The organism is Streptococcus sanguinis (assembly GCF_019929145.1).
GTDB lineage: Bacteria > Bacillota > Bacilli > Lactobacillales > Streptococcaceae > Streptococcus > Streptococcus sanguinis_U.
The window spans coordinates 780,723-800,062 of the sequence record NZ_JAHZOW010000001.1 but is presented as its reverse complement, the minus strand read 5'-3'; the positions used below and the strand labels follow the sequence as shown (position 1 = coordinate 800,062).

15 protein-coding genes are annotated in these 19,340 nt (G+C 45.4%); all 15 read left to right on the top strand.

Going from position 1 to position 19,340, the window contains the following annotated elements:
- Positions 1 to 2: 2 nt before the first annotated feature.
- The 15 genes from K1I94_RS03855 to K1I94_RS03785 all read left to right on the top strand — a co-directional run bounded on the left by K1I94_RS03855 (position 3) and on the right by K1I94_RS03785 (position 19,215).
- Positions 3 to 1,262: an extracellular solute-binding protein gene (locus tag K1I94_RS03855; RefSeq protein WP_223314470.1), complete on the top strand. Its 1,260-nt coding sequence runs from the start codon at positions 3 to 5 to the stop codon at positions 1,260 to 1,262.
- A 13-nt stretch (positions 1,263 to 1,275) separates the two neighbouring features.
- Positions 1,276 to 2,142 (top strand): carbohydrate ABC transporter permease, encoded by an 867-nt coding sequence (locus tag K1I94_RS03850; RefSeq protein ID WP_223314469.1) that lies wholly within the window; start codon positions 1,276 to 1,278, stop codon positions 2,140 to 2,142.
- A gap of 13 nt (positions 2,143 to 2,155) precedes the next feature.
- Positions 2,156 to 2,989 carry a carbohydrate ABC transporter permease gene (locus K1I94_RS03845; protein WP_002904353.1) on the top strand — a complete coding sequence of 278 codons (834 nt, stop codon included), beginning with the start codon at positions 2,156 to 2,158 and terminating at the stop codon, positions 2,987 to 2,989.
- Positions 2,990 to 3,148: 159 nt separating this feature from the next.
- A complete protein-coding gene (gtfA, locus tag K1I94_RS03840) occupies positions 3,149 to 4,594 on the top strand; it encodes a sucrose phosphorylase (protein WP_223314468.1) in 1,446 nt (481 codons plus the stop codon).
- A 21-nt stretch (positions 4,595 to 4,615) separates the two neighbouring features.
- Entirely contained in the window at positions 4,616 to 5,752 is a 1,137-nt protein-coding gene (locus K1I94_RS03835) for an ABC transporter ATP-binding protein (RefSeq protein ID WP_002909910.1), read from the top strand.
- Between the two features lie 176 nt (positions 5,753 to 5,928).
- Positions 5,929 to 7,107: a galactokinase gene (locus K1I94_RS03830; protein WP_223314467.1), complete on the top strand. Its 1,179-nt coding sequence runs from the start codon at positions 5,929 to 5,931 to the stop codon at positions 7,105 to 7,107.
- Positions 7,108 to 7,326: 219 nt separating this feature from the next.
- Complete coding sequence (galT, locus tag K1I94_RS03825) at positions 7,327 to 8,808, top strand: UDP-glucose--hexose-1-phosphate uridylyltransferase (RefSeq protein ID WP_223314466.1); 1,482 nt, start codon at positions 7,327 to 7,329, stop codon at positions 8,806 to 8,808.
- A gap of 45 nt (positions 8,809 to 8,853) precedes the next feature.
- Complete coding sequence (gene galE, locus K1I94_RS03820) at positions 8,854 to 9,855, top strand: UDP-glucose 4-epimerase GalE (RefSeq protein ID WP_223314465.1); 1,002 nt, start codon at positions 8,854 to 8,856, stop codon at positions 9,853 to 9,855.
- A gap of 348 nt (positions 9,856 to 10,203) precedes the next feature.
- Complete coding sequence (locus K1I94_RS03815; RefSeq protein ID WP_223314464.1) at positions 10,204 to 10,794, top strand: CDP-archaeol synthase; 591 nt, start codon at positions 10,204 to 10,206, stop codon at positions 10,792 to 10,794.
- Between the two features lie 14 nt (positions 10,795 to 10,808).
- Entirely contained in the window at positions 10,809 to 13,304 is a 2,496-nt protein-coding gene (locus K1I94_RS03810; protein WP_223314463.1) for a PEP/pyruvate-binding domain-containing protein, read from the top strand.
- The gene (locus tag K1I94_RS03805; protein ID WP_223314462.1) at positions 13,291 to 13,923 is read left to right on the top strand and encodes a CDP-alcohol phosphatidyltransferase family protein; all 633 of its coding nucleotides are present in this window, start codon (positions 13,291 to 13,293) and stop codon (positions 13,921 to 13,923) included. Before K1I94_RS03810 ends, K1I94_RS03805 begins: the two co-directional genes overlap by 14 nt.
- On the top strand, positions 13,916 to 14,788 hold the full coding sequence (locus K1I94_RS03800) for a phosphatidylserine decarboxylase (RefSeq protein ID WP_223314461.1): 873 nt from the start codon (positions 13,916 to 13,918) through the stop codon (positions 14,786 to 14,788). Before K1I94_RS03805 ends, K1I94_RS03800 begins: the two co-directional genes overlap by 8 nt.
- On the top strand, positions 14,773 to 15,672 hold the full coding sequence (locus K1I94_RS03795) for a UbiA family prenyltransferase (protein WP_223314460.1): 900 nt from the start codon (positions 14,773 to 14,775) through the stop codon (positions 15,670 to 15,672). Before K1I94_RS03800 ends, K1I94_RS03795 begins: the two co-directional genes overlap by 16 nt.
- A complete protein-coding gene (locus K1I94_RS03790) occupies positions 15,672 to 18,155 on the top strand; it encodes a phosphoenolpyruvate synthase (RefSeq protein WP_223314459.1) in 2,484 nt (827 codons plus the stop codon). Before K1I94_RS03795 ends, K1I94_RS03790 begins: the two co-directional genes overlap by 1 nt.
- Entirely contained in the window at positions 18,142 to 19,215 is a 1,074-nt protein-coding gene (locus K1I94_RS03785; protein WP_223314458.1) for a hypothetical protein, read from the top strand. The genes K1I94_RS03790 and K1I94_RS03785 overlap by 14 nt, the downstream gene beginning before the upstream one ends.
- The last annotated feature ends 125 nt before the right edge of the window (positions 19,216 to 19,340 follow it).

Genomic DNA, 19,340 nt, shown 5'->3' with positions numbered 1-19,340 from the left:
TCATGAAATGGTATAAAAAGATGAGCTTAGCTGCTATTACAGGACTGTCCCTTTTGGGGCTGTCAGCTTGCAGTAGCCAAGGGGAGTCAACAGATGGTAAGGTAACGATTGAGTATTTCAACCAGAAGGGTGAAATGGTTGATACCCTTCGTGAGATTGCAAAAGACTTTGAAAAAGAAAATCCGAATGTGCATGTGAAAGTGGTGAATGTTCCTAACGCTGGGGAAGTACTCAAAACTCGAGTTCTGGCTGGAGATGTTCCTGATGTTGTCAATATCTATCCCCAATCTATTGAATTGCAAGAATGGGCTAAAGCTGGGTACTTTGAAGATTTATCTAATAAAGATTATCTCAAGCGAGTTAAGAATCATTACGCAGATAAATATGCGATAGATGGAAAGATTTACAATATCCCTTATACTGCTAATGCTTATGGTATCTATTACAACAAGGATAAATTTAAAGAATTGGGATTGAAAGTTCCAGAGACTTGGGAAGAATTTGAGGAATTGGTTGATACGATTATAGCAAAAGGGGAAACGCCTTTTGCCATTGCAGGAGCAGATACTTGGACCTTGAATGGTTATCATCAGTTAGCTCTTGCCACTGCAACAGGTGGCGGTAAGGAAGCGAATGATTACCTACGTTTTTCCAAGCCAAATGCCATCAAGTCTTCAGATTCAGTGCTTAAAGATGATTTCAGGCTGTTAGATTTATTCCGCAAAAAAGGAGCCATGCAGACCAACTGGCAGGGAGCAGGCTATACTGATGTTGTCGGTGCCTTTGCTAGAGGCGATGCCCTGATGACTCCAAATGGCTCTTGGGCTATCACAGCAATCAATGCGCAAGATCCTAAGTTTAATGTTGGAACTTTCCCTTTCCCTGGAAAGCAAAAAGGACAAAGCTTGACCATTGGAGCAGGAGACCTAGCTTGGTCTATCTCGTCAAGTAGTAAGCACAAGAAAGAAGCCAATGCTTTTGTTGAATATATGTCACGTCCAGAAGTTATGCAGAAATATTATGATGTGGACGGCTCACCAACAGCTATTGAAGGTGTCAAGGAAGCTGGGTCAGATGCACCGCTAGCCGGTCTTGCTGAACTAGCATTTACAGACCGACACCTCGTTTGGCTAGCCCAAGACTGGACCAGTGAAAGTGATTTTTATACCTTGACTGGGAATTATATTACAACTGGAAACAAAGAGGATATGGCGAAAGCACTAAATGCCTTCTTCAATCCGATGAAAGCAGACGTAGAGTAGGAGTAGATCTACTATGAAAAAATTGATTGAGAAATATTGGGGTTGGTTCTTTGTCCTAGTTCCCCTTGTACTACAGGCTGTATTCTTTTATGTGCCCATGTTTCAGGGTGCCTTCTACAGCCTGACAAACTGGACTGGCTTGACCTATAATTATAAGTTTGTCGGACTCAATAACTTTATGCTCCTCATGAGCGATCCTAAGTTTATGAACGCGATAGGATTTACATTGATCATTACTATTTGTATGGTTGTTGGTGAGATTATGCTGGGGATCTGGATAGCACGAGCTCTCAACTCGAAGATAAAGGGGAAAACTTTCTTCCGAGCTTGGTTTTTCTTCCCCGCTGTCCTATCTGGATTGACTGTGGCTCTTATCTTTAAGCAACTTTTTAACTACGGGTTGCCAGCTATAGGGAATGCCTTAGGAATTGAATTTCTTAAAACCAGCCTTCTAGGAACGAATGGCGGTGCAATCTTTGCAGCAATCTTCGTCTTGCTTTGGCAAGGGGTAGCCATGCCTATTATCATCTTCTTAGCTGGTCTTCAGTCTATCCCGACTGAGATTACAGAAGCAGCTCGAATTGATGGAGCTAGCAGCAAACAAATCTTTTGGAAGGTGGAACTTCCTTATCTCCTACCAAGCGTTTCCATGGTCTTTATCTTGGCTCTAAAAGGTGGTTTGACAGCATTTGACCAGGTCTTTGCCATGACAGGCGGCGGTCCGAATAATGCGACCACCTCTCTAGGACTTCTGGTATACAACTATGCTTTTAAGAGCAATCAATTTGGTTATGCCAATGCCATTGCTGTTATCTTGTTTCTCTTGATTGCGGTTATTTCTATTATCCAGTTGAGAGTATCTAAGAAATTTGAAATCTAAGAGGAGAAGCCCGATGAAAAATGCAGAAAGAAAAGCTAATTTTAGTAAATATATCTTGCTAACACTGGGATCTATTATCATTTTAATTCCACTCTTAGCAACAATATTTAGTTCCTTTAAGTCTACCAAAGACATCGTTAATAATTTTTTCGGATTTCCGACTCAACCGACTTTAGAAAATTTTCAACGCCTTTTGGCTGATGGTATCGGAGGCTACTATTGGAATTCAATTGTAATCACGGTTCTATCTTTGGTTGTTGTCATGATTTTTATTCCCATGGCTGCTTACTCTATCGCTCGTAATATGTCTAAGAAAAAAGCTTTTGGTATTATGTATACGCTCTTGATTTTAGGAATTTTCGTTCCTTTTCAAGTTATCATGATTCCTATTACAGTTATGATGAGTAAGCTAGGACTAGCCAACACTTGGGGATTAATTATTCTCTATCTGGCTTACGCTGTTCCACAGACTCTCTTTCTCTATGTAGGCTACATTAAGATTTCCATTCCAGACAGTCTGGATGAGGCAGCAGAAATTGATGGTGCTGGAAAGTTTACAACCTATTTCAAGATTATCTTTCCTATGATGAAACCCATGCATGCTACAACCATGATTATCAATGCCCTCTGGTTCTGGAATGACTTCATGCTTCCTCTCTTGGTACTCAATAAAGACTCCAAGATGTGGACTCTGCCACTCTTCCAATATAACTACACAGGTCAATACTTTAATGATTATGGACCGAGCTTTGCTTCTTATGTTGTTGGGATTATCACCATTACTATCGTCTATCTCATCTTCCAGCGCAACATTATTGCTGGAATGAGCAACGGGGCAGTGAAGTAAGCTCAAGATACAGAGCCCGTAAACTACTGAATTTGTAACGCCTGTGGAAAAATAGGGAATTGGAAAAAGAAGCTTCAGCTTTTTCATACAGAGCTTAGGGCGTTTTCCATTCAGCGCACGGGAAAGAGTATATAAGACAAGATTTTAGAGGAGAAGACTATGGCTATTCAAAATAAGACCATGCTGATTACTTACTCAGACAGCCTGGGGGAGAATTTAAAAGATTTATATGACAATTTAGAAAAGCATTTTGGCGATGCTGTTGGAGGAGTGCATTTGCTCCCTTTCTTCCCATCAACTGGTGACCGGGGATTCGCTCCAGTAGACTATGAAGAGGTTGATTCAGCCTTTGGTGACTGGGAGGATGTAGAAAAGCTGGGCGAGAAATATTATCTCATGTTTGACTTTATGATCAACCACATCTCACGCCAGTCCAAGTATTATAAGGATTTTCAGGAAAAGAAGGATCAGAGTGAGTATCGTGACCTCTTTCTCAGCTGGGATAAGTTTTGGCCAGAAAATCGTCCGACGCAAGCTGATGTTGATTTGATTTATAAGCGTAAGGATCGGGCACCTAAGCAGGAAATCGTCTTTGCAGATGGAAGCACTGAGTATCTGTGGAACACCTTTGGTGAAGAGCAGATTGATCTAGATGTGAGCAGCCAGGTAACTAATGATTTCATCAAGAAAACATTGCGTCAACTGTCAGAGCATGGCTGTGATCTGATTCGTTTAGATGCATTTGCCTATGCAGTCAAAAAGTTAGATACTAATGATTTCTTTGTTGAGCCAGAAATCTGGGATCTCTTAGAAAAAGTCCAGCAGCAAGCGGCTGAGTTTGGGACGGATATTTTACCAGAAATTCATGAGCATTATTCTATCCAGTTCAAGATTGCAGAGCATGGCTACTTTGTCTATGATTTTGCGCTGCCGATGGTAACTCTTTATTCTCTATACAGTGGTAAAGCTGAGCGTCTAGTCAAGTGGCTTGAAATGAGTCCTATGAAGCAATTCACAACACTGGACACCCACGATGGTATTGGGGTTGTTGATGTTAAGGATATTTTGACTGATGAAGAAATTGATTTTGCAACCAATGAACTATATAAGGTTGGGGCCAATGTCAAGCGTAAGTATTCCTCAGCTGAGTACAATAATCTGGACATTTACCAGATTAACTCGACTTACTACTCAGCCTTGGGCGATGACGACAAGAAATACTTCATTAGTCGTCTGATTCAGGCTTTTGCTCCAGGGATTCCACAGGTCTATTATGTTGGTTTCTTAGCTGGGAAAAATGATCTTGAACTGCTAGAAAACACCAAGGAAGGTCGCAATATCAACCGTCATTATTACAGTAATGAGGAGATTGCTGAAGAAGTCAAGCGTCCAGTTGTGCAAGCCTTGCTCAAGCTTTTCCGTTACCGCAACCAGTCTGCTGCCTTTGACCTAGATGGCACTATTGAAGTGAATCTATTGGATGAAAATAGCCTCCGTATTGTCCGTAGCAATGCAGAAAAGTCGGTCACTGCTCAAGTAGTTATCAACCTCAAAGAATTGACATATAGCGCTAGTGAAAATGGCCAAGCTATCACTTTTGAATAGAGATAAGAAAAGAGAAGAAGAATGGTAGAATTAAATCTGAAAAATATCTATAAAAAATATCCCAACAGCGACCACTACTCAGTGGAAGACTTCAATCTTGATATCAAGGACAAAGAGTTTATCGTCTTTGTCGGTCCGTCCGGCTGCGGAAAATCAACTACGCTGCGTATGATTGCAGGTTTGGAGGATATTACAGAAGGAACTGCCTCTATTGACGGTACAGTGGTCAATGATGTGGCACCAAAAGACCGTGACATCGCTATGGTCTTCCAGAACTATGCCCTCTATCCCCACATGACGGTCTACGACAACATGGCCTTTGGTCTCAAGCTGCGCAAGTACAGCAAGGAAGATATTGATAAACGGGTCAATGAAGCAGCAGAAATCCTAGGCTTGAAGGAATTCTTGCAGCGTAAGCCAGCTGATTTGTCTGGCGGTCAGCGTCAGCGGGTAGCTATGGGACGCGCTATTGTTCGGGATGCAAAGGTTTTCCTTATGGATGAGCCTTTGTCTAACTTGGATGCTAAGCTGCGTGTTTCTATGCGGGCGGAGATTGCCAAAATTCACCGCCGTATCGGGGCAACAACTATTTACGTTACCCACGACCAGACTGAAGCTATGACCTTGGCGGATCGTATCGTTATCATGTCAGCGACCAAGAATCCTGCTGGAACTGGTACGATTGGTCGAGTGGAGCAGATTGGTACGCCGCAGGAAGTCTATAAACATCCGGCAAATAAGTTTGTGGCCGGCTTCATTGGCAGCCCAGCTATGAACTTCTTTGAAGTGACACTGGAAGATGGCCGTCTTGTCGGACCAAACAGAGACTTCAGTCTCCAAGTCCCAGAGGGCAATCTTAAGAGGTTGCGGGAGAAGGGCTATGAAGGCAATAAGTTGATTTTTGGTATTCGTCCTGAAGATATCAACATGGAACCAGCTTTTCTGGAAACCTTCCCTGAGTCGGTTCTAACTGCGAAGATTTCTGTTTCTGAGTTGCTTGGAGCGGAGTCTCACCTCTACTGTACGGTTGGTGGCAGTGAGTTTGTTGCCAAAGTTGATGCACGTGATCATATGAATACCGGAAGCAGTATTAAACTTGGCTTCGACCTAAACAAGGCGCATTACTTTGATGCTGAGACGGAAGACAATATTTTCTAATCTATTGCTCCTTATAAAATAATCCAGACAGATTACTGTTTGGATTTTTACAAAAAATCTATCTATAAAATTAGTAAAATTTTACTAAATTTATTGAAGTTTTACTCGGAAACAGTTATAATAAATATAAGAAAACGATTACAATGTCGATCATTCATTTTAAAGGAGTTTAGCTTATGTCAAACCTAATTTCAGCGGAGCAAGTCCGCGCAGATTTTGCTAAAGTTTTTGGAGTAGAAGCGGACCACACTTTCTTTTCACCCGGTCGGATCAATCTGATTGGTGAGCATACGGACTATAACGGCGGCCATGTTTTTCCTGCTGCGATTTCTCTAGGAACTTATGGAGCGGCTCGCAAGAGAGATGACCAGCTCTTGCGATTCTTCTCAGGGAATTTTGAAGAAAAAGGGATTATTGAAGTGCCACTGGAAAACCTGCACTTTGAGCCTGAGCATAACTGGACCAACTATCCAAAAGGAGTTCTGCATTTTCTGCAGGAGGCAGGCCATATAATTGACCGAGGCATGGATGTCTATGTTTATGGAAATATTCCAAATGGTTCTGGCTTATCATCTTCTGCATCGCTAGAGCTTTTGACGGGTGTCATTGCTGAGAAATTCTTTGATTTGCAGTTGGAACGTTTGGACCTAGTGAAAATCGGTAAATTAACTGAGAATGAATTTATCGGGGTTAATTCTGGCATCATGGATCAGTTTGCTATCGGGATGGGTGCTGACCAGCGGGCTATTTACTTAGACACCGATACTCTCGAATATGACTTGGTGCCGCTTGATCTCCAGGACAATGTCGTAGTGATTATGAATACCAACAAGCGTCGTGAGTTGGCGGATTCTAAGTACAATGAGCGTCGGGCGGAGTGCGAAAAAGCTGTTGAAGAACTGAACCGTAAACTGTCTATCGCAACCTTGGGCGAGTTGGATGAGTGGGCCTTTGACGAGTATAGCTATCTGATAGAGGACGAAAATCGTCTCAAACGGGCTCGCCATGCTGTTTTGGAAAATCAACGTACTTTGCAAGCACGGGCAGCTTTGCAGGCGGGCAATCTTGAAAAGTTTGGCCGTCTCATGAATGCTTCCCACGTTTCTTTGGAACATGACTATGAAGTGACAGGTCTAGAGCTGGACACCTTGGTTCACACGGCCTGGAAGCAAGAAGGTGTTCTGGGGGCTCGTATGACCGGAGCAGGCTTCGGTGGCTGCGCCATTGCTTTAGTTGCTAAGGATGCGGTGGAATTTTTCAAAGAAAATGTCGGCCGCAAGTATCAAGAAGTTGTCGGCTATGCCCCTAGCTTTTACATTGCAGAAGTAGCTGGCGGAAGCCGATTGCTGGACTAATTCACAGAAAAGGAACTTGGGTCTGGGACAAAAGTCCTAGCCTCTCAATTGTCTTTGGATTGTCGAGCAAGACGCAGTGGTTGAGTGGGCTCTATTACGCTGATTTCATCAGCTTTTACAGCCCTACTCAACTGTGCGGAGGTGGGACGACGAAATCGAATTCTAACGAATTACCGATTTCTGTCCCACTCTCTTTACTAGCAAAAGAAAGGAAGACCTATGTCCAAGAAGTTACTGGATGCTTTTGTATCTGCAGTGATTGACAATAGCACTTTTGAGGAAATGGACACCATTTATCTGAGCAATCGTGTCATGGCTTTAGTCGGAGAGGCAGTGACAGAGCAGGAGACAGAGGCTGAGCAGCTAATTGACCTGAAGGATGACTTGGTAGCTTTGGCTGTCAAGAATGGTACGATTGGTGATACCCTAGCTGAGCAGGATATACTGGGAGCTGAGCTCATGGACTTGATTACACCAGCTCCTAGCCAGCTCAATCGGGACTTCTGGACGACTTATGCCTCCAATCCCGAGCAAGCTGTGGCTGATTTTTACCAGCTTAGTCAAAAGAACGACTATATCAAGGTCAAGGCTATTGCTAAAAACATTGCTTTCAAAGCGCCGACTGAATATGGAGATTTGGAAATCACCATCAATCTCTCTAAGCCAGAAAAGGATCCCAAGGAAATTGCGGCAGCTAAAAAGGCTAAGAATAGCCATTATCCAGCCTGTCAGCTCTGCATGGAAAATGAAGGCTACCAAGGCCGCTTGGACCACCCAGCTCGCGCCAATCATCGGATTATCCGCTTTGACTTGGCTGGACAGGAGTGGGGTTTTCAGTATTCGCCCTATGCCTATTTTAATGAGCATTGCATCTTTCTGCACAGCCAGCACCTTCCCATGGCTATCAGTCGGCTGACCTTTGAGCGCCTGCTGGACATCGTCGAGACCTTTCCAGGCTATTTCGCAGGATCCAACGCCGACCTGCCTATTGTCGGCGGCTCTATCCTGAGTCACGACCACTATCAGGGCGGCCGACACATTTTCCCTATGGAAATGGCAGAGCTGGATTACAGCTTTACTTTTAGCGGATTTGAAGAGGTGGAGGCAGGCATTGTCAAGTGGCCGATGTCCGTCATTCGTCTGAGGTCTGAGAAAAAGGAGCTGTTGATTGAGTTGGCTGACAAGATCTTGAAAATTTGGCGGACTTATTCTGACCCAAGTGTGCAGGTGTTGGCAGAGTCTGAGGGTGAGCCTCACCATACCATCACGCCGATTGCCCGCAGGAAAAATGGATCTTTTGAGCTGGACTTGGTCTTGCGGGACAATCAAACTTCCTCAGAACATCCAGACGGCATTTACCACCCTCATAAGGATGTGCAGCATATTAAGAAAGAAAATATCGGTCTGATTGAGGTTATGGGACTGGCTATTCTGCCGCCTCGGCTCAAGGAAGAACTCAAGCAGGTGGAACTTTTCTTGCTGGGAGAAGACTGTCAGGTTGCTGCCTATCATCAGGATTGGGCCAATCGGCTCAAAGACCAAAATCCAAATATTTCCGCTGAAACGGTGGAAGGAGTAGTTCAGGCTTCGGTTGGACAAATTTTCAGCCGTGTGCTGGAAGATGCTGGAGTTTACAAGCGAACAGAGGAGGGGCAGGAAGCTTTCATGCGCTTCGTCCAATCCGTCGGCATCCAGCCTTAGGAAATGTGTTATAATGAATCTAGCGTAACAGGGAAAGGAAGTTTTATGGCAATTTTAGTATTAGGTGGTGCTGGCTATATCGGCTCGCACATGGTTGATCGCCTGGTAGCAGCAGGCAAGGAAGAGGTAGTCGTTGTTGATAATTTGGTGACTGGCCATCGCGCAGCCGTCCATCCGCAAGCTGTCTTTTATGAGGGAGATTTAGCTGATAAGGATTTTATGCGTAGTGTATTTGCCAAACATCCATCCATCGATGCAGTCATTCACTTTGCTGCCTTTTCACTGGTCGCAGAGTCCATGGCGGACCCGCTCAAGTATTTTGATAATAACACGGCCGGCATGGTTTCTCTCTTGGAGGTCATGCAGGAATGCGGCGTTAAAAACATTGTCTTTTCTTCAACTGCTGCGACTTATGGCATTCCTGAGGAAGTGCCGATTCTGGAAACGACTCCGCAAAAGCCGATCAATCCTTATGGTGAGAGCAAACTCATGATGGAGACCATTATGCGCTGGGCAGACCAGGCTTATGGCATCAAGTTTGTAGCCCTGCGTTATTTCAATGTAGCCGGTGCCAAACCCGACGGCTCAATCGGCGAGGACCACGGACCTGAAACTCATCTCCTGCCCATTGTGCTTCAAGTGGCTCAGGGCAAACGTGAGAAGATTGCTGTCTTTGGCGATGATTACGATACTCCGGACGGGACTAATGTCCGCGATTATGTCCATCCTTTCGACTTGGCTGACGCCCATATTTTGGCTGTTGAGCATCTGCGTGCTGGACAGCCTTCAGATGCCTTTAACCTTGGCTCTTCGACTGGTTTTTCCAACCTTCAGATTGTAGAAGCAGCACGAAAGGTGACCGGACATCCTATTCCTTTGGAAATAGCAGAGCGGCGCCCAGGGGATCCGGATACGCTGATTGCTTCCTCTGAGAAAGCAAGAAATGTTCTGGGCTGGCAGCCGAAATTTGACAATATCGAAATCATTATCGAAACTGCTTGGAAATGGCATTCCAGTCATCCAAATGGCTATGATGATAGAGGATAAACTGACAAACCAGCTAGAAAGGCTGGTTTTTTACTTTGAATCATAAAGCGCTTCTTTACAAATTTTTAAAAGCCTTTTATAATAAAAGGAAGATTGATTGACATATTATCTGCAATCTTGCTTAGTTGCTACTAACTCTTAGTATGTCTTAAAAAATCAGGTAGTTACAGATGCGACGGGAAGCAACATTTTAGAATAACGAATTTTTGTACTACGATCAGATGTGACAGTTGTTGACAGTTTGTTGTGTAAGGGCTTTAGAGACTTATGATATAATGAAGCCATAAAAGTTTGAGAAGTCTCTTAATCTTTTCAAGCAGATTTTCATAAAAAGAATAGGAAATAAGTATGCGTTCGATTCTTGCCTTATATATCACCCTGATGCCGGTCATTCTGGCTGGAGTTCTGAATATGATCTTTTGCAAGTCTTCACTGCTAGAGGCGGCTTATCGACCAATGGATGCTGGGCTGATTTTAAAGGATGGGAAGAGGCTTTTTGGGGCTAACAAGACCTGGAAAGGTTTCTTTGGCATGATTGTCTGGGGAGCTTTGGCGCAGATCCTTTGGGGATTGTTCTTGAAGAGCATTCCTAGCCTAGAGAAGCTACACTTGGTCTATGCCTTCTACGAAAATGCCGTGCTCTTTAATCTGGTGCTAGGGGCTCTTTTGGGGCTGGCTTATGTTTTGTTTGAGCTGCCCAATAGCTTTATCAAGCGCCGTTTGGAAATCAGAGAGGGCAAGACGGCGGAAAATGGCTGGAAATGGACCTTTATCTGGATAGACCAGATTGATTCCTTGATTGGCTGTATTATTTTCTTACTTTTCTATATCCCTCTGTCCTGGCAGCAGATGCTGGGCATTCTAATCCTAGGGGCGGGTACGCATCTGGGAGTCAATCGTCTGCTCTACTGGGCTAAGCTTAGAAAAAATCGTATGTGAGATGGGAGTTTTTGATGAAAGAACTATGGCTGGAAAAAGAGCCTTCGGTCGTCTATGGCGGTAAAATCAATCAGTTAATCAACCTTTGTCAGCTGGGGCTTTCGGTTCCTAAGGCTTTGATTTTGCCGGCGGACCAAGTAATGGCTTGGCTAAGAGCGGCTCTGCCAGAATACTCAAAAGAGGGACTTAAAGAGTTAATCAAACTGGGCAAGGAGGAAATCGCGGAGCGTTTGCAGCAGTATCCCTTGGATCCAGCTTGGCTACAGCAGTTAGCAGACTTTTGTCAGGAAAATCAAGCTTATATTGTTCGCAGTAGTGCCATCTTAGAAGACGGACAGGCCATGTCATTCGCTGGCCAATATGACTCGATTGGCAATTGCCGGACACTGTCAGAAATTGAGCAGGGCATTCGTTCTTGTCTGCTTTCCCTCTTTAATCCAGAAGCTTTGGCCTACTGGCAGCGCCAGGGTTTGCCTGAGCAGGATTTTGCTATGGCAGTGCTGATTCAGGAGCAGATAGAGCCTGACTTCAGCGGTGTCTGCTTTTCTCTAGATGTGGCGACTAATCAGGACCAGTCTATGCTGCTTGAGTATGTAAAAGGCTCGGCTGAGAGCTTGGTTAACGGTCAAATTAATCCTGAGCAGCTGACTCTTGCTTGGTACAAGCCGGACTGGAGCCAGTTTGAAAAAGTTGAAATGCCTCTGGCAGTCTTGCAGAAGCTGCATGAACTGGTATTGGAGATTGTAGCGTATTTTGGTCGGCCGATGGATATTGAGTGGTGTGCTGTCCAAGAGCAAGTCTATTTGCTGCAGGCTCGGCCCATCACGACAGTACCAACTAAAATCGACAGTGGCCGCTGGACGACGGCGAATTTTCGGGATGGTGGCGTGGCGGCCCAGCCCTGTCCAAATCTGATGTGGAGCCTTTACCGCCATTCTTGGCAAGAGGCACTCTCCAGTTTTTTGCTGGCAATTGGCTTAGAGCCTGAAGGAGTGATGCCGCCGCTGATGCGCCTGCATTATGCCCGACCTTTCTGGAACTTAGGCGTGGTCAAGCAAGGTATGGAGCAGATTCCGGGTTATATTGAGCGAGACTTTGATGATGAGCTGGGAGTCAATAAAGACTACCAAGGTCAAGGTTTTACCAGCAAATTAAGTCCAGCCTTGCTCTTGAATTTCCTGCGGGTAGCCTTGAAAACGCAAAAGGTAACTAAGACTTTTCTGCATCAGGCGCCAGACAAGCTGCAAGAGCTGCGTCAGCAATTTACCCGCCTGAATCAAGAAATCCAAGAACTAAACGACCAAAGCCCGCTCCAGCAAGTCGAGAGTCTTTGGCAGTTAGTGCTAAATCAGGCTTATTTAGACAGTGAGGGAACTTATTTCTGGCAGGCCTACATCAATACGGTCCAGCTGTCTATGAAAAAGACCAGTCTCCTCAAATGGCTGACGGTCGATGAATTTTTCCAACTGATTGCCAAGTTAGGAAATGTTTCTCATACCAAGCCTTTGACTCGAATGCTGGAAGCTGCTAATTTTGTTTTGGCAGATGAGAAACTGACAGACGATTGGTTGAAGCTATCGGTGGAAGAATTGCAGGAACTGGCTGCACAATATCCTGAGCGAACTGATTTTATCAAGATTCAGAATTTTCAAAAGGACTTTGGCTATCACTCGGCACGGGAGCTGGACTTGCGAGTAGCTAGTTATGAAGAAGATGCTCATCAGGTCCTGAGAGCGGTTCAGCAGTTGGTTGCTGATTCAACGTATTACCAAGCGGCCAAAGCTTCGCTCAGTCCTGTCTCAGAGTCTGAGCTAGATCTTGCTCATCTATCTCGAGCCAAGCAGAAAAAGATAGAAAAAATCAATCAAGACCTTCGGAACTTGCTCTGGTGGCGAGAGGAGTTCAAGGATATTTCCACGCGCTATTACCACCTCATTCGTCAAATTAGCCTCAAACTCGGCCGAGCCTATGAAAAGCGAGGCTTTCTGAAAGATTCTCAAGATGTTTTTTACATTAAGAAAGAAAGTCTGACTTCCTTTATAGAAGGGCAAAAGACTGCAGACCAGCTTCAAGAAGAAGCAGCTGATAATCGGCATTATTGCCAGGCCTATCGGAATTTTGAGCCAGTGGGTGATTTGACCGACAAAGAGATGAGTCTGGAAGCGGTGTCCCGTGATAGCCAAGCGCTTCTTACGGGAATGCCAGCCAGCAGTGGTCAGGTGACCGGTCGGGTTCGAGTCCTCTTGGATTTGGCTGATATTGAGACGATTGAGCCGGGAGAAATTCTTGTCACTCGCTATACAGATACGGGTTGGAGCTATGTTTTCGGTATTCTGGGCGGTCTTGTGACAGAGTATGGCGGTGTTCTCTGCCATGCCTCTATTGTCGCTCGGGAATGCGGGATTCCAGCTCTGGTCTGCGCCAAGAATGCAACTCAGCTGCTAGAAACTGGCATGCTGGTAACCTTAGATGGAAGAAGAGGAGAAATAAGAATTCATGAAGAAGAATGAACCTTTGTTTATCGGTGAATACGACAAATCTGTTATCCTGACCTATATGGGCGCTGCTTTTGCACTTTTGGCAATCTATGCCGTCATTCAGTCCCAGCTGCGACTGGCCATGATGGCCTTTATCGTTAGCGGTATCTGTGACCTCTTTGATGGTGTGGTGGCGCGGCGGATGAAGCGGACTGAAAGTCAGAAGCGCTTCGGCATTGAGATTGATTCGCTCTGTGACATGATTAGCTTTGCGGCTCTTCCGGCTGTGCTTCTCATGACCCAGCTGCCCTTGGGAGCGGCCAATATCATCTTGGCTGTCCTCTATGTCTTAGCTTCAGTTACGCGCTTGGCGCATTTTAACCGCTTGGCCAAGCATGATGAAGGATCTGGCTCTTATTTTATCGGCTTGCCCGTGACTTACAGCGCCCTATTTTTCCCTCTGACCTATCTGGTCTGTCAATGGCTGGCGCCTGATCTCTTTGCTTGGGTGTGGCTGGGCTTGTCTCTTTTGCTGACCTTCCTATTTGTCTACAACTGCCGGATTCCCAAGCCAAATAAGCTGGCCTATCTGGTCTTTGCGATTTTAGCTGTTGCAAGTCTGATTGGTCTGGGAGTTCTCCCGCATGGTTAAGGTCTATCAGAGAAAGACTAGCCAAGTAGTGGAACCGACAGAATATAAGGCGGGGCTGTTAGATAAGCTTTATGGTACTGGTTGGGGCCGCATCTTGTTGCGTTTCTTGACCCGACCTAGCCTGTCTTATCTTCTAACTTTGAAAGACTACACTCCTTGTTCTCGCAAGAAAATAGCAGCTTTTGTGAAAAATTATCAGCTGAATCTGGCTGACTATGAAGATGGCCCCTATCCTAGCTTCGCGGCTTTTTTCCAACGGAGAATCAATCCCGCTCTGCGTCCAGTCTGTCCTGACAGTCAAGTACTGGCAGTGGCGGATGCCAAGCTAGAGGTTTTTACCATCAGTCAGGATTTGCAACTGAAGATTAAGGGGCAGACATACAGGCTAGCTGACTTACTGTTGGATGAAGAGTTAGCTCAGCTGTTCAGTGGTGGAACAGCGCTAGTTTATCGTTTGGGAGTGGAAGACCTGCACCGCTATCTGGCAGCTGAATCCGGCAGAATTACCCAAAAACGAAAAATCAAGGGACGCCTGCATACGGTCAGACAGGTAGCCCAGAAGCGGTGCTTGATTTACAAGGAAAATAAAAGAGAATACTGTCTTTTAGATACCGACCTAGGACCTGTCCTGCAGATGGAAGTAGGGGCACTTCTGGTCGGAAGAATATATAATCACAGTCAGGATTATTTGGTCAGGGGACAGGAGAAGGGCTGCTTTGGTCTGGGTGGCTCAACCATTCTTGTCCTCTATCCAGCAGACACGATTCGCTTGGATCAGGATATCCTGACTTACTCAGACCTAGGAATAGAAACCCAGATTCAAATGGGGGAAAAGATTGGAGAAAAGCTATGTTTAAACGATTAGCTGTTTATTATAAGGAAATGTTTCCTTTGCTGCCACGCTTTTTTGTGGCTGCCATCATGTTTTTTGAGATTTATTTTGTCCTTCTGCTCAATGACGGAGTGACTACCTTTCACTTTGATCATCAGGAGTTGATTGGTATTTTTACCATTTTCGTCTTTCTGATGATTTTGCGGATTGCGGATGATTTCAAAGACTACGAGACCGACAGGCGGCTCTTTCCTCATCGGTCTCTGCCATCTGGACGAGTGAAAAAGAAGGACCTGGCTATTGCCCTCAGCTTTATCGTAACTGTATCTGTACTTCTCAATGTTCTCTTTATGAACAATATTGGCTGGTTTCTCTTTCTCTATATCTACGGAACTCTCATGTCCTTCTGGTTCTTCAAGCGTGACAAGATTCAAAATTCTCTGCCACTGGCTCTAGTAACCCATAATCCAGTCATGATGATTTTGAATCTCTATACCATTTCTTTTGTCTGCTACAAGTACAATCTGCCTCTCTTGTCCTTGCCGACCGTTTTGCTGGCCTTTACCATGTATTTCCCAAGTCTGATCTGGGAAGTCTGCCGCAAGATTCGGGCGCCAAAAGATGAGACAGAGTATGTGACCTATTCTAAGCTTTTTGGCTACAAAAGAGCCACTCGCTTTATCGAGGTGGTGACTCTGCTGGATATCTTGACCAATTTCGCCCTTCTCTGGAATATTTCCCATGTCGGAGTAGTGGTCTTGGTGCTGAATGTCATCTGGATGACCGTCCAGTTTGAGCAGTTTATCAAGGATCCAACTCGCTTTAATATACGGGAGCGGGTGGAGCGCTATACCTATATCACGGAGACGACCATGGTTCTGTCCGTCGCTGTTTATCTCTTGATGGGGGTGCTTTGATGAAAAAAATCAAGCAGACAGGGCTTGACCAGGTCGGAGGCAAGGCCTATCATTTGCTGAAAATGCAGGCTGCTGGTTTGCCGATTCCTGACTTTGCAGTGTTTGCTTTTGACTTTTTTCAAGAATCTACCAGCTCTGCTGACTTGGAGCGGATGGAAGAAGCTTATCGGTCTGGAGAGTTGGACTTGTCCCAACTCAGTCAGCAATTGCAGGATTGGGCTAAAGAGCAGTTTGCGCAGGAAGATCTGACAGCAGCAGAAAACTGGATTCGGCAGGAGCTTTCTCAGACAGACTGTCGCTTCGCAGTCCGCTCATCTGCTACCATTGAGGATGGGAAGACCTCATCCTTTGCCGGTCAGTTTAAGAGCCAGCTCAATGTGAAGCCAGAGCAGCTTAAAGAAGCCATCCAAGCAATCTTGCTCTCTCTTTATCAGGAGTCAGCACTTAGCTATCTATTTGAGCAGGGACTATCGTTGAAGCAAGCGCAGATGATTTGCCTTGTGCAGGTCATGCAGGAGGGAGACTTGTCTGGGATTTACTTCACAGCTAATCCCAAGGGCATTCTGAACGAGCATATCATTGTCATCGGTCGAGGCTTGGGCAACAAGGTTGTTGAGGATAAGATTCCTACGACAATGGTGACCCTCCATCCCAAGGACCAGCTCTTTTATACAGAGCAGACGGAGGACTCACCAGACGTATCACAGGAACAACTAGAGGAGCTGCAAGACTTGGCAAGTCAGGTAAGTAAACTTTTCGGCCCCTTTATGGATATGGAGTTTACCTTCGCAAATAGCCAGCTCTATCTCTTGCAGGCACGACCTATTACTACCTTGTCAGAAGGCCAGCAGATTATTCTGGATAACAGCAACATTGTCGAGAGCTATCCGGGCGTTTCCAGTCCTCTGACCATTAGCTTTATCCAGGAGGCTTATGCCAGCATTTTCCGAAGCCTGGCTCAACGCTTGGTTGGCAAGGATGCCCCTGAGTTGGCTGCCTATGAAGCCACCTTTCAAAATATGCTGCAGCCGGTCAACAGTCGAGTATATTACCAGATTCAGAGCTGGTATCAGCTTCTGCAGATTTTGCCTTTTTCTAAGAAAATCATTCCTATCTGGCAGGATATGCTGGGAGTGAGAGAAACAGAGGTGCCTCAGATGCCGGTGCACTTGTCTGCTTTCAAACGCCTGCAAATCATGCTCCGTATCATCCGAGAGTTTTGGACAGCACCCAAGCAAATGAGGCAATTGGAAGAGCAGTTTGCCCAGATTCAGCCAGAATACGAAGCAAGCTTTTCTCCCGATGCAGATGCAGAGACCTTGATTGCCTTGGCCAGCAAGCTAAAGGAGGATATTCTGGCTCACTGGGACATTACGCTGGTCAATGACCTCTATGCTTTTGTCTATACTGGACTCCTGAAGAAGTCGCGTCGCGGCGGGGCTGTTCAGGCTGAGATTGCAGGAATTGAGCAGATTGAAAGTATGAGGCCGGCTTTGGCTCTGCAGGCTTTAACAGCTCAGCTGAAAGCAGAAGAAAATGCAGAGATTAGACAGGCTATGGCAAGTGAAAGTCCAGCAGTTTTTCTAAGTCGCCATCATCCTTTGGTCCAAAAAATAGTCCATTTTATCCATGAATTTGGTGATCGGGCTCCAGAAGAGTTGAAGTTAGAAACTCCAACCTTCCGAACGCACCCAGAGCGTCTGCTCAAGCTCCTGCTGCAAATGTGCCAGCAAGAGGAGAAGAAGTTGGCACCTCAGAAACTTGAAGAAGAGGTGCAAAAATCAGACTGGTGGACGAATTTTCTTCGCAAGCGAGCCATGACTGGTGTTAAATATCGGGAGAGCTCCCGCTTAAACCGCACACGAATCTACGGCATGATGCGACAGATTTTCCGAAGGCTTGGGCAGCAATTAGCCGAGCAAGGGCTGCTGGCTTCGCCTGACGATGTTTTTTACCTGACAAAGGAAGAATTGTTTGAGCTTACCAGAAAGTCCAGAGATGTTAGTGGCTTGATAGCTGAGCGTCGGGAGAAGTTGGAGGCTGACAAGGAGCTGCCAAGCTTTAGTCGCTATGTTTTTGCTGGACAAGTCTTTGAGAAATACCTGAAACCGCAAAACCGCACTAGCAGTCATAATACGGGCAATCAAGCCTTACAAGGGATTGGCTGCTCACCTGGCTGCGTTAAGGCACAGGTTTTGGTCGTGGAAGATGTGCAGGAGATTGAGTCTGCTCAGGACCGGATTATTGTGACCAAGATGACCGATCCGGGCTGGGTTTATCTTCTGACCCAAGCCAAGGGTGTCATTGCCGAGCAGGGGTCTTTGCTCTCGCACACGGCCATTATTTCCCGCGAGTTAGGTATTCCTTCCATTGTCAATGTCAGAGGTGTCTGCAGCCAGCTGCAAAACGGTGACTGGATTGAGATGGATGGCCTTACTGGCAAGATTCGACTAATCAAGGAGGAAGACCATGCTGGAAATTAAACCAGTCAAACCTAATGCTGTAGAGCTGGACGATTTTCTAGCCCTGCCCAAACAGATTTACCAGCCAGACCACCTCATGCAGTCAGAAGAGGAAGAACTGGCTTTGATTGAGGGCAGTCACCCGCTGAGTTCTGACTTAGAAACCTATGCCTTTGTTGGCTATGAGGAGAGTCAGTCTTGTATTCGAGGCCTCCTGACCTTCTATCCAGATGATGAGGCTGCTTACTTGGGATTTTTCGAGTCGATCAATGACCAGCAGATTGCATCTGCTTTTATCGAGCATTTAGCAGGTTTTGCTCGCAGTCTCGGAGCGATTAAGATAATCGGCCCCGTACAAGCAAGTTTTTGGCTGGGCTATCGAATGCAGCTGACTGGAACAGAGGAGCTTCCTTTTACTGGAGAACCTCATAATCCAGCCTATTATCCTCAGCTATGGCAGGCTACTGGTTTTGAGCTCAAGGAGCGCTATCTATCCAATTTTTATCCCAAGGTCAGCAATCAAATTCATCAGGACAAGCTGGCTCATCGCTTTGAGTCTTTTGAAGAAGCGGGTTTCACCATTTGCTCTCCCAAAAAGAAGGACTGGGAAGAAGCCTCGCTGCAGGTTTTTGAGCTTCTCAATCGTCTCTATCAAGATTTTCCGATTTATCGGTCTATTTCCAGTCAGCAGTTCAGTCAGATTTTTCAAAAATACCAGTATATTCTTGATTTTTCAATGGTTAAGCTGGCCTATAAGGAGGGCAAGCTGGCTGGTTTTCTGATTGCCATGCCGGACTACGGTTCTCTGGTTTATCAAAAACTGACTTCTCTTAACCTAGCCAAGCTTTTTTGGACCAAGCGTTTTCCAAAACGTTATACGATTATGTATCTAGGAGTAGATGAGCAATTCTTGGGGTTGGGCTCTGCCTTGGCCTATCCGATTTTTAAAGAAGCGCAGAAGCGACAAGCTTCAGCTATTGGGGCCTTGATTCATCAAAAAACTGTCACGCGCCACTATGCGGCAGAATTGCAAGGAGACAAGCATGAGTATGGTCTCTTTGAGTTGAATTTGAGCTCTTGATTAACAAATTAAAACATAGATTAAAAAGCAAATTTTCTAACCGAAGATTTGTTTTTTTAGTTAAAAATGAACACTATTTTCAGGTTGTTCAAAAATCAAAAGATTTCAGCCTTCAAAGATATATT

Coding starts and splice junctions, on each gene's coding strand:
- K1I94_RS03810 (WP_223314463.1), top strand. CDS start 10,809: ATGAAAGAACTATGGCTGGAAAAAGAGCCTTCGGTCGTCTATGGCGGT.
- galT (WP_223314466.1), top strand. CDS start 7,327: ATGTCCAAGAAGTTACTGGATGCTTTTGTATCTGCAGTGATTGACAAT.
- K1I94_RS03805 (WP_223314462.1), top strand. CDS start 13,291: ATGAAGAAGAATGAACCTTTGTTTATCGGTGAATACGACAAATCTGTT.
- K1I94_RS03785 (WP_223314458.1), top strand. CDS start 18,142: ATGCTGGAAATTAAACCAGTCAAACCTAATGCTGTAGAGCTGGACGAT.
- K1I94_RS03845 (WP_002904353.1), top strand. CDS start 2,156: ATGAAAAATGCAGAAAGAAAAGCTAATTTTAGTAAATATATCTTGCTA.
- gtfA (WP_223314468.1), top strand. CDS start 3,149: ATGGCTATTCAAAATAAGACCATGCTGATTACTTACTCAGACAGCCTG.
- K1I94_RS03835 (WP_002909910.1), top strand. CDS start 4,616: ATGGTAGAATTAAATCTGAAAAATATCTATAAAAAATATCCCAACAGC.
- K1I94_RS03815 (WP_223314464.1), top strand. CDS start 10,204: ATGCGTTCGATTCTTGCCTTATATATCACCCTGATGCCGGTCATTCTG.
- K1I94_RS03850 (WP_223314469.1), top strand. CDS start 1,276: ATGAAAAAATTGATTGAGAAATATTGGGGTTGGTTCTTTGTCCTAGTT.
- K1I94_RS03790 (WP_223314459.1), top strand. CDS start 15,672: ATGAAAAAAATCAAGCAGACAGGGCTTGACCAGGTCGGAGGCAAGGCC.
- K1I94_RS03855 (WP_223314470.1), top strand. CDS start 3: ATGAAATGGTATAAAAAGATGAGCTTAGCTGCTATTACAGGACTGTCC.
- K1I94_RS03830 (WP_223314467.1), top strand. CDS start 5,929: ATGTCAAACCTAATTTCAGCGGAGCAAGTCCGCGCAGATTTTGCTAAA.
- galE (WP_223314465.1), top strand. CDS start 8,854: ATGGCAATTTTAGTATTAGGTGGTGCTGGCTATATCGGCTCGCACATG.
- K1I94_RS03795 (WP_223314460.1), top strand. CDS start 14,773: ATGTTTAAACGATTAGCTGTTTATTATAAGGAAATGTTTCCTTTGCTG.
- K1I94_RS03800 (WP_223314461.1), top strand. CDS start 13,916: ATGGTTAAGGTCTATCAGAGAAAGACTAGCCAAGTAGTGGAACCGACA.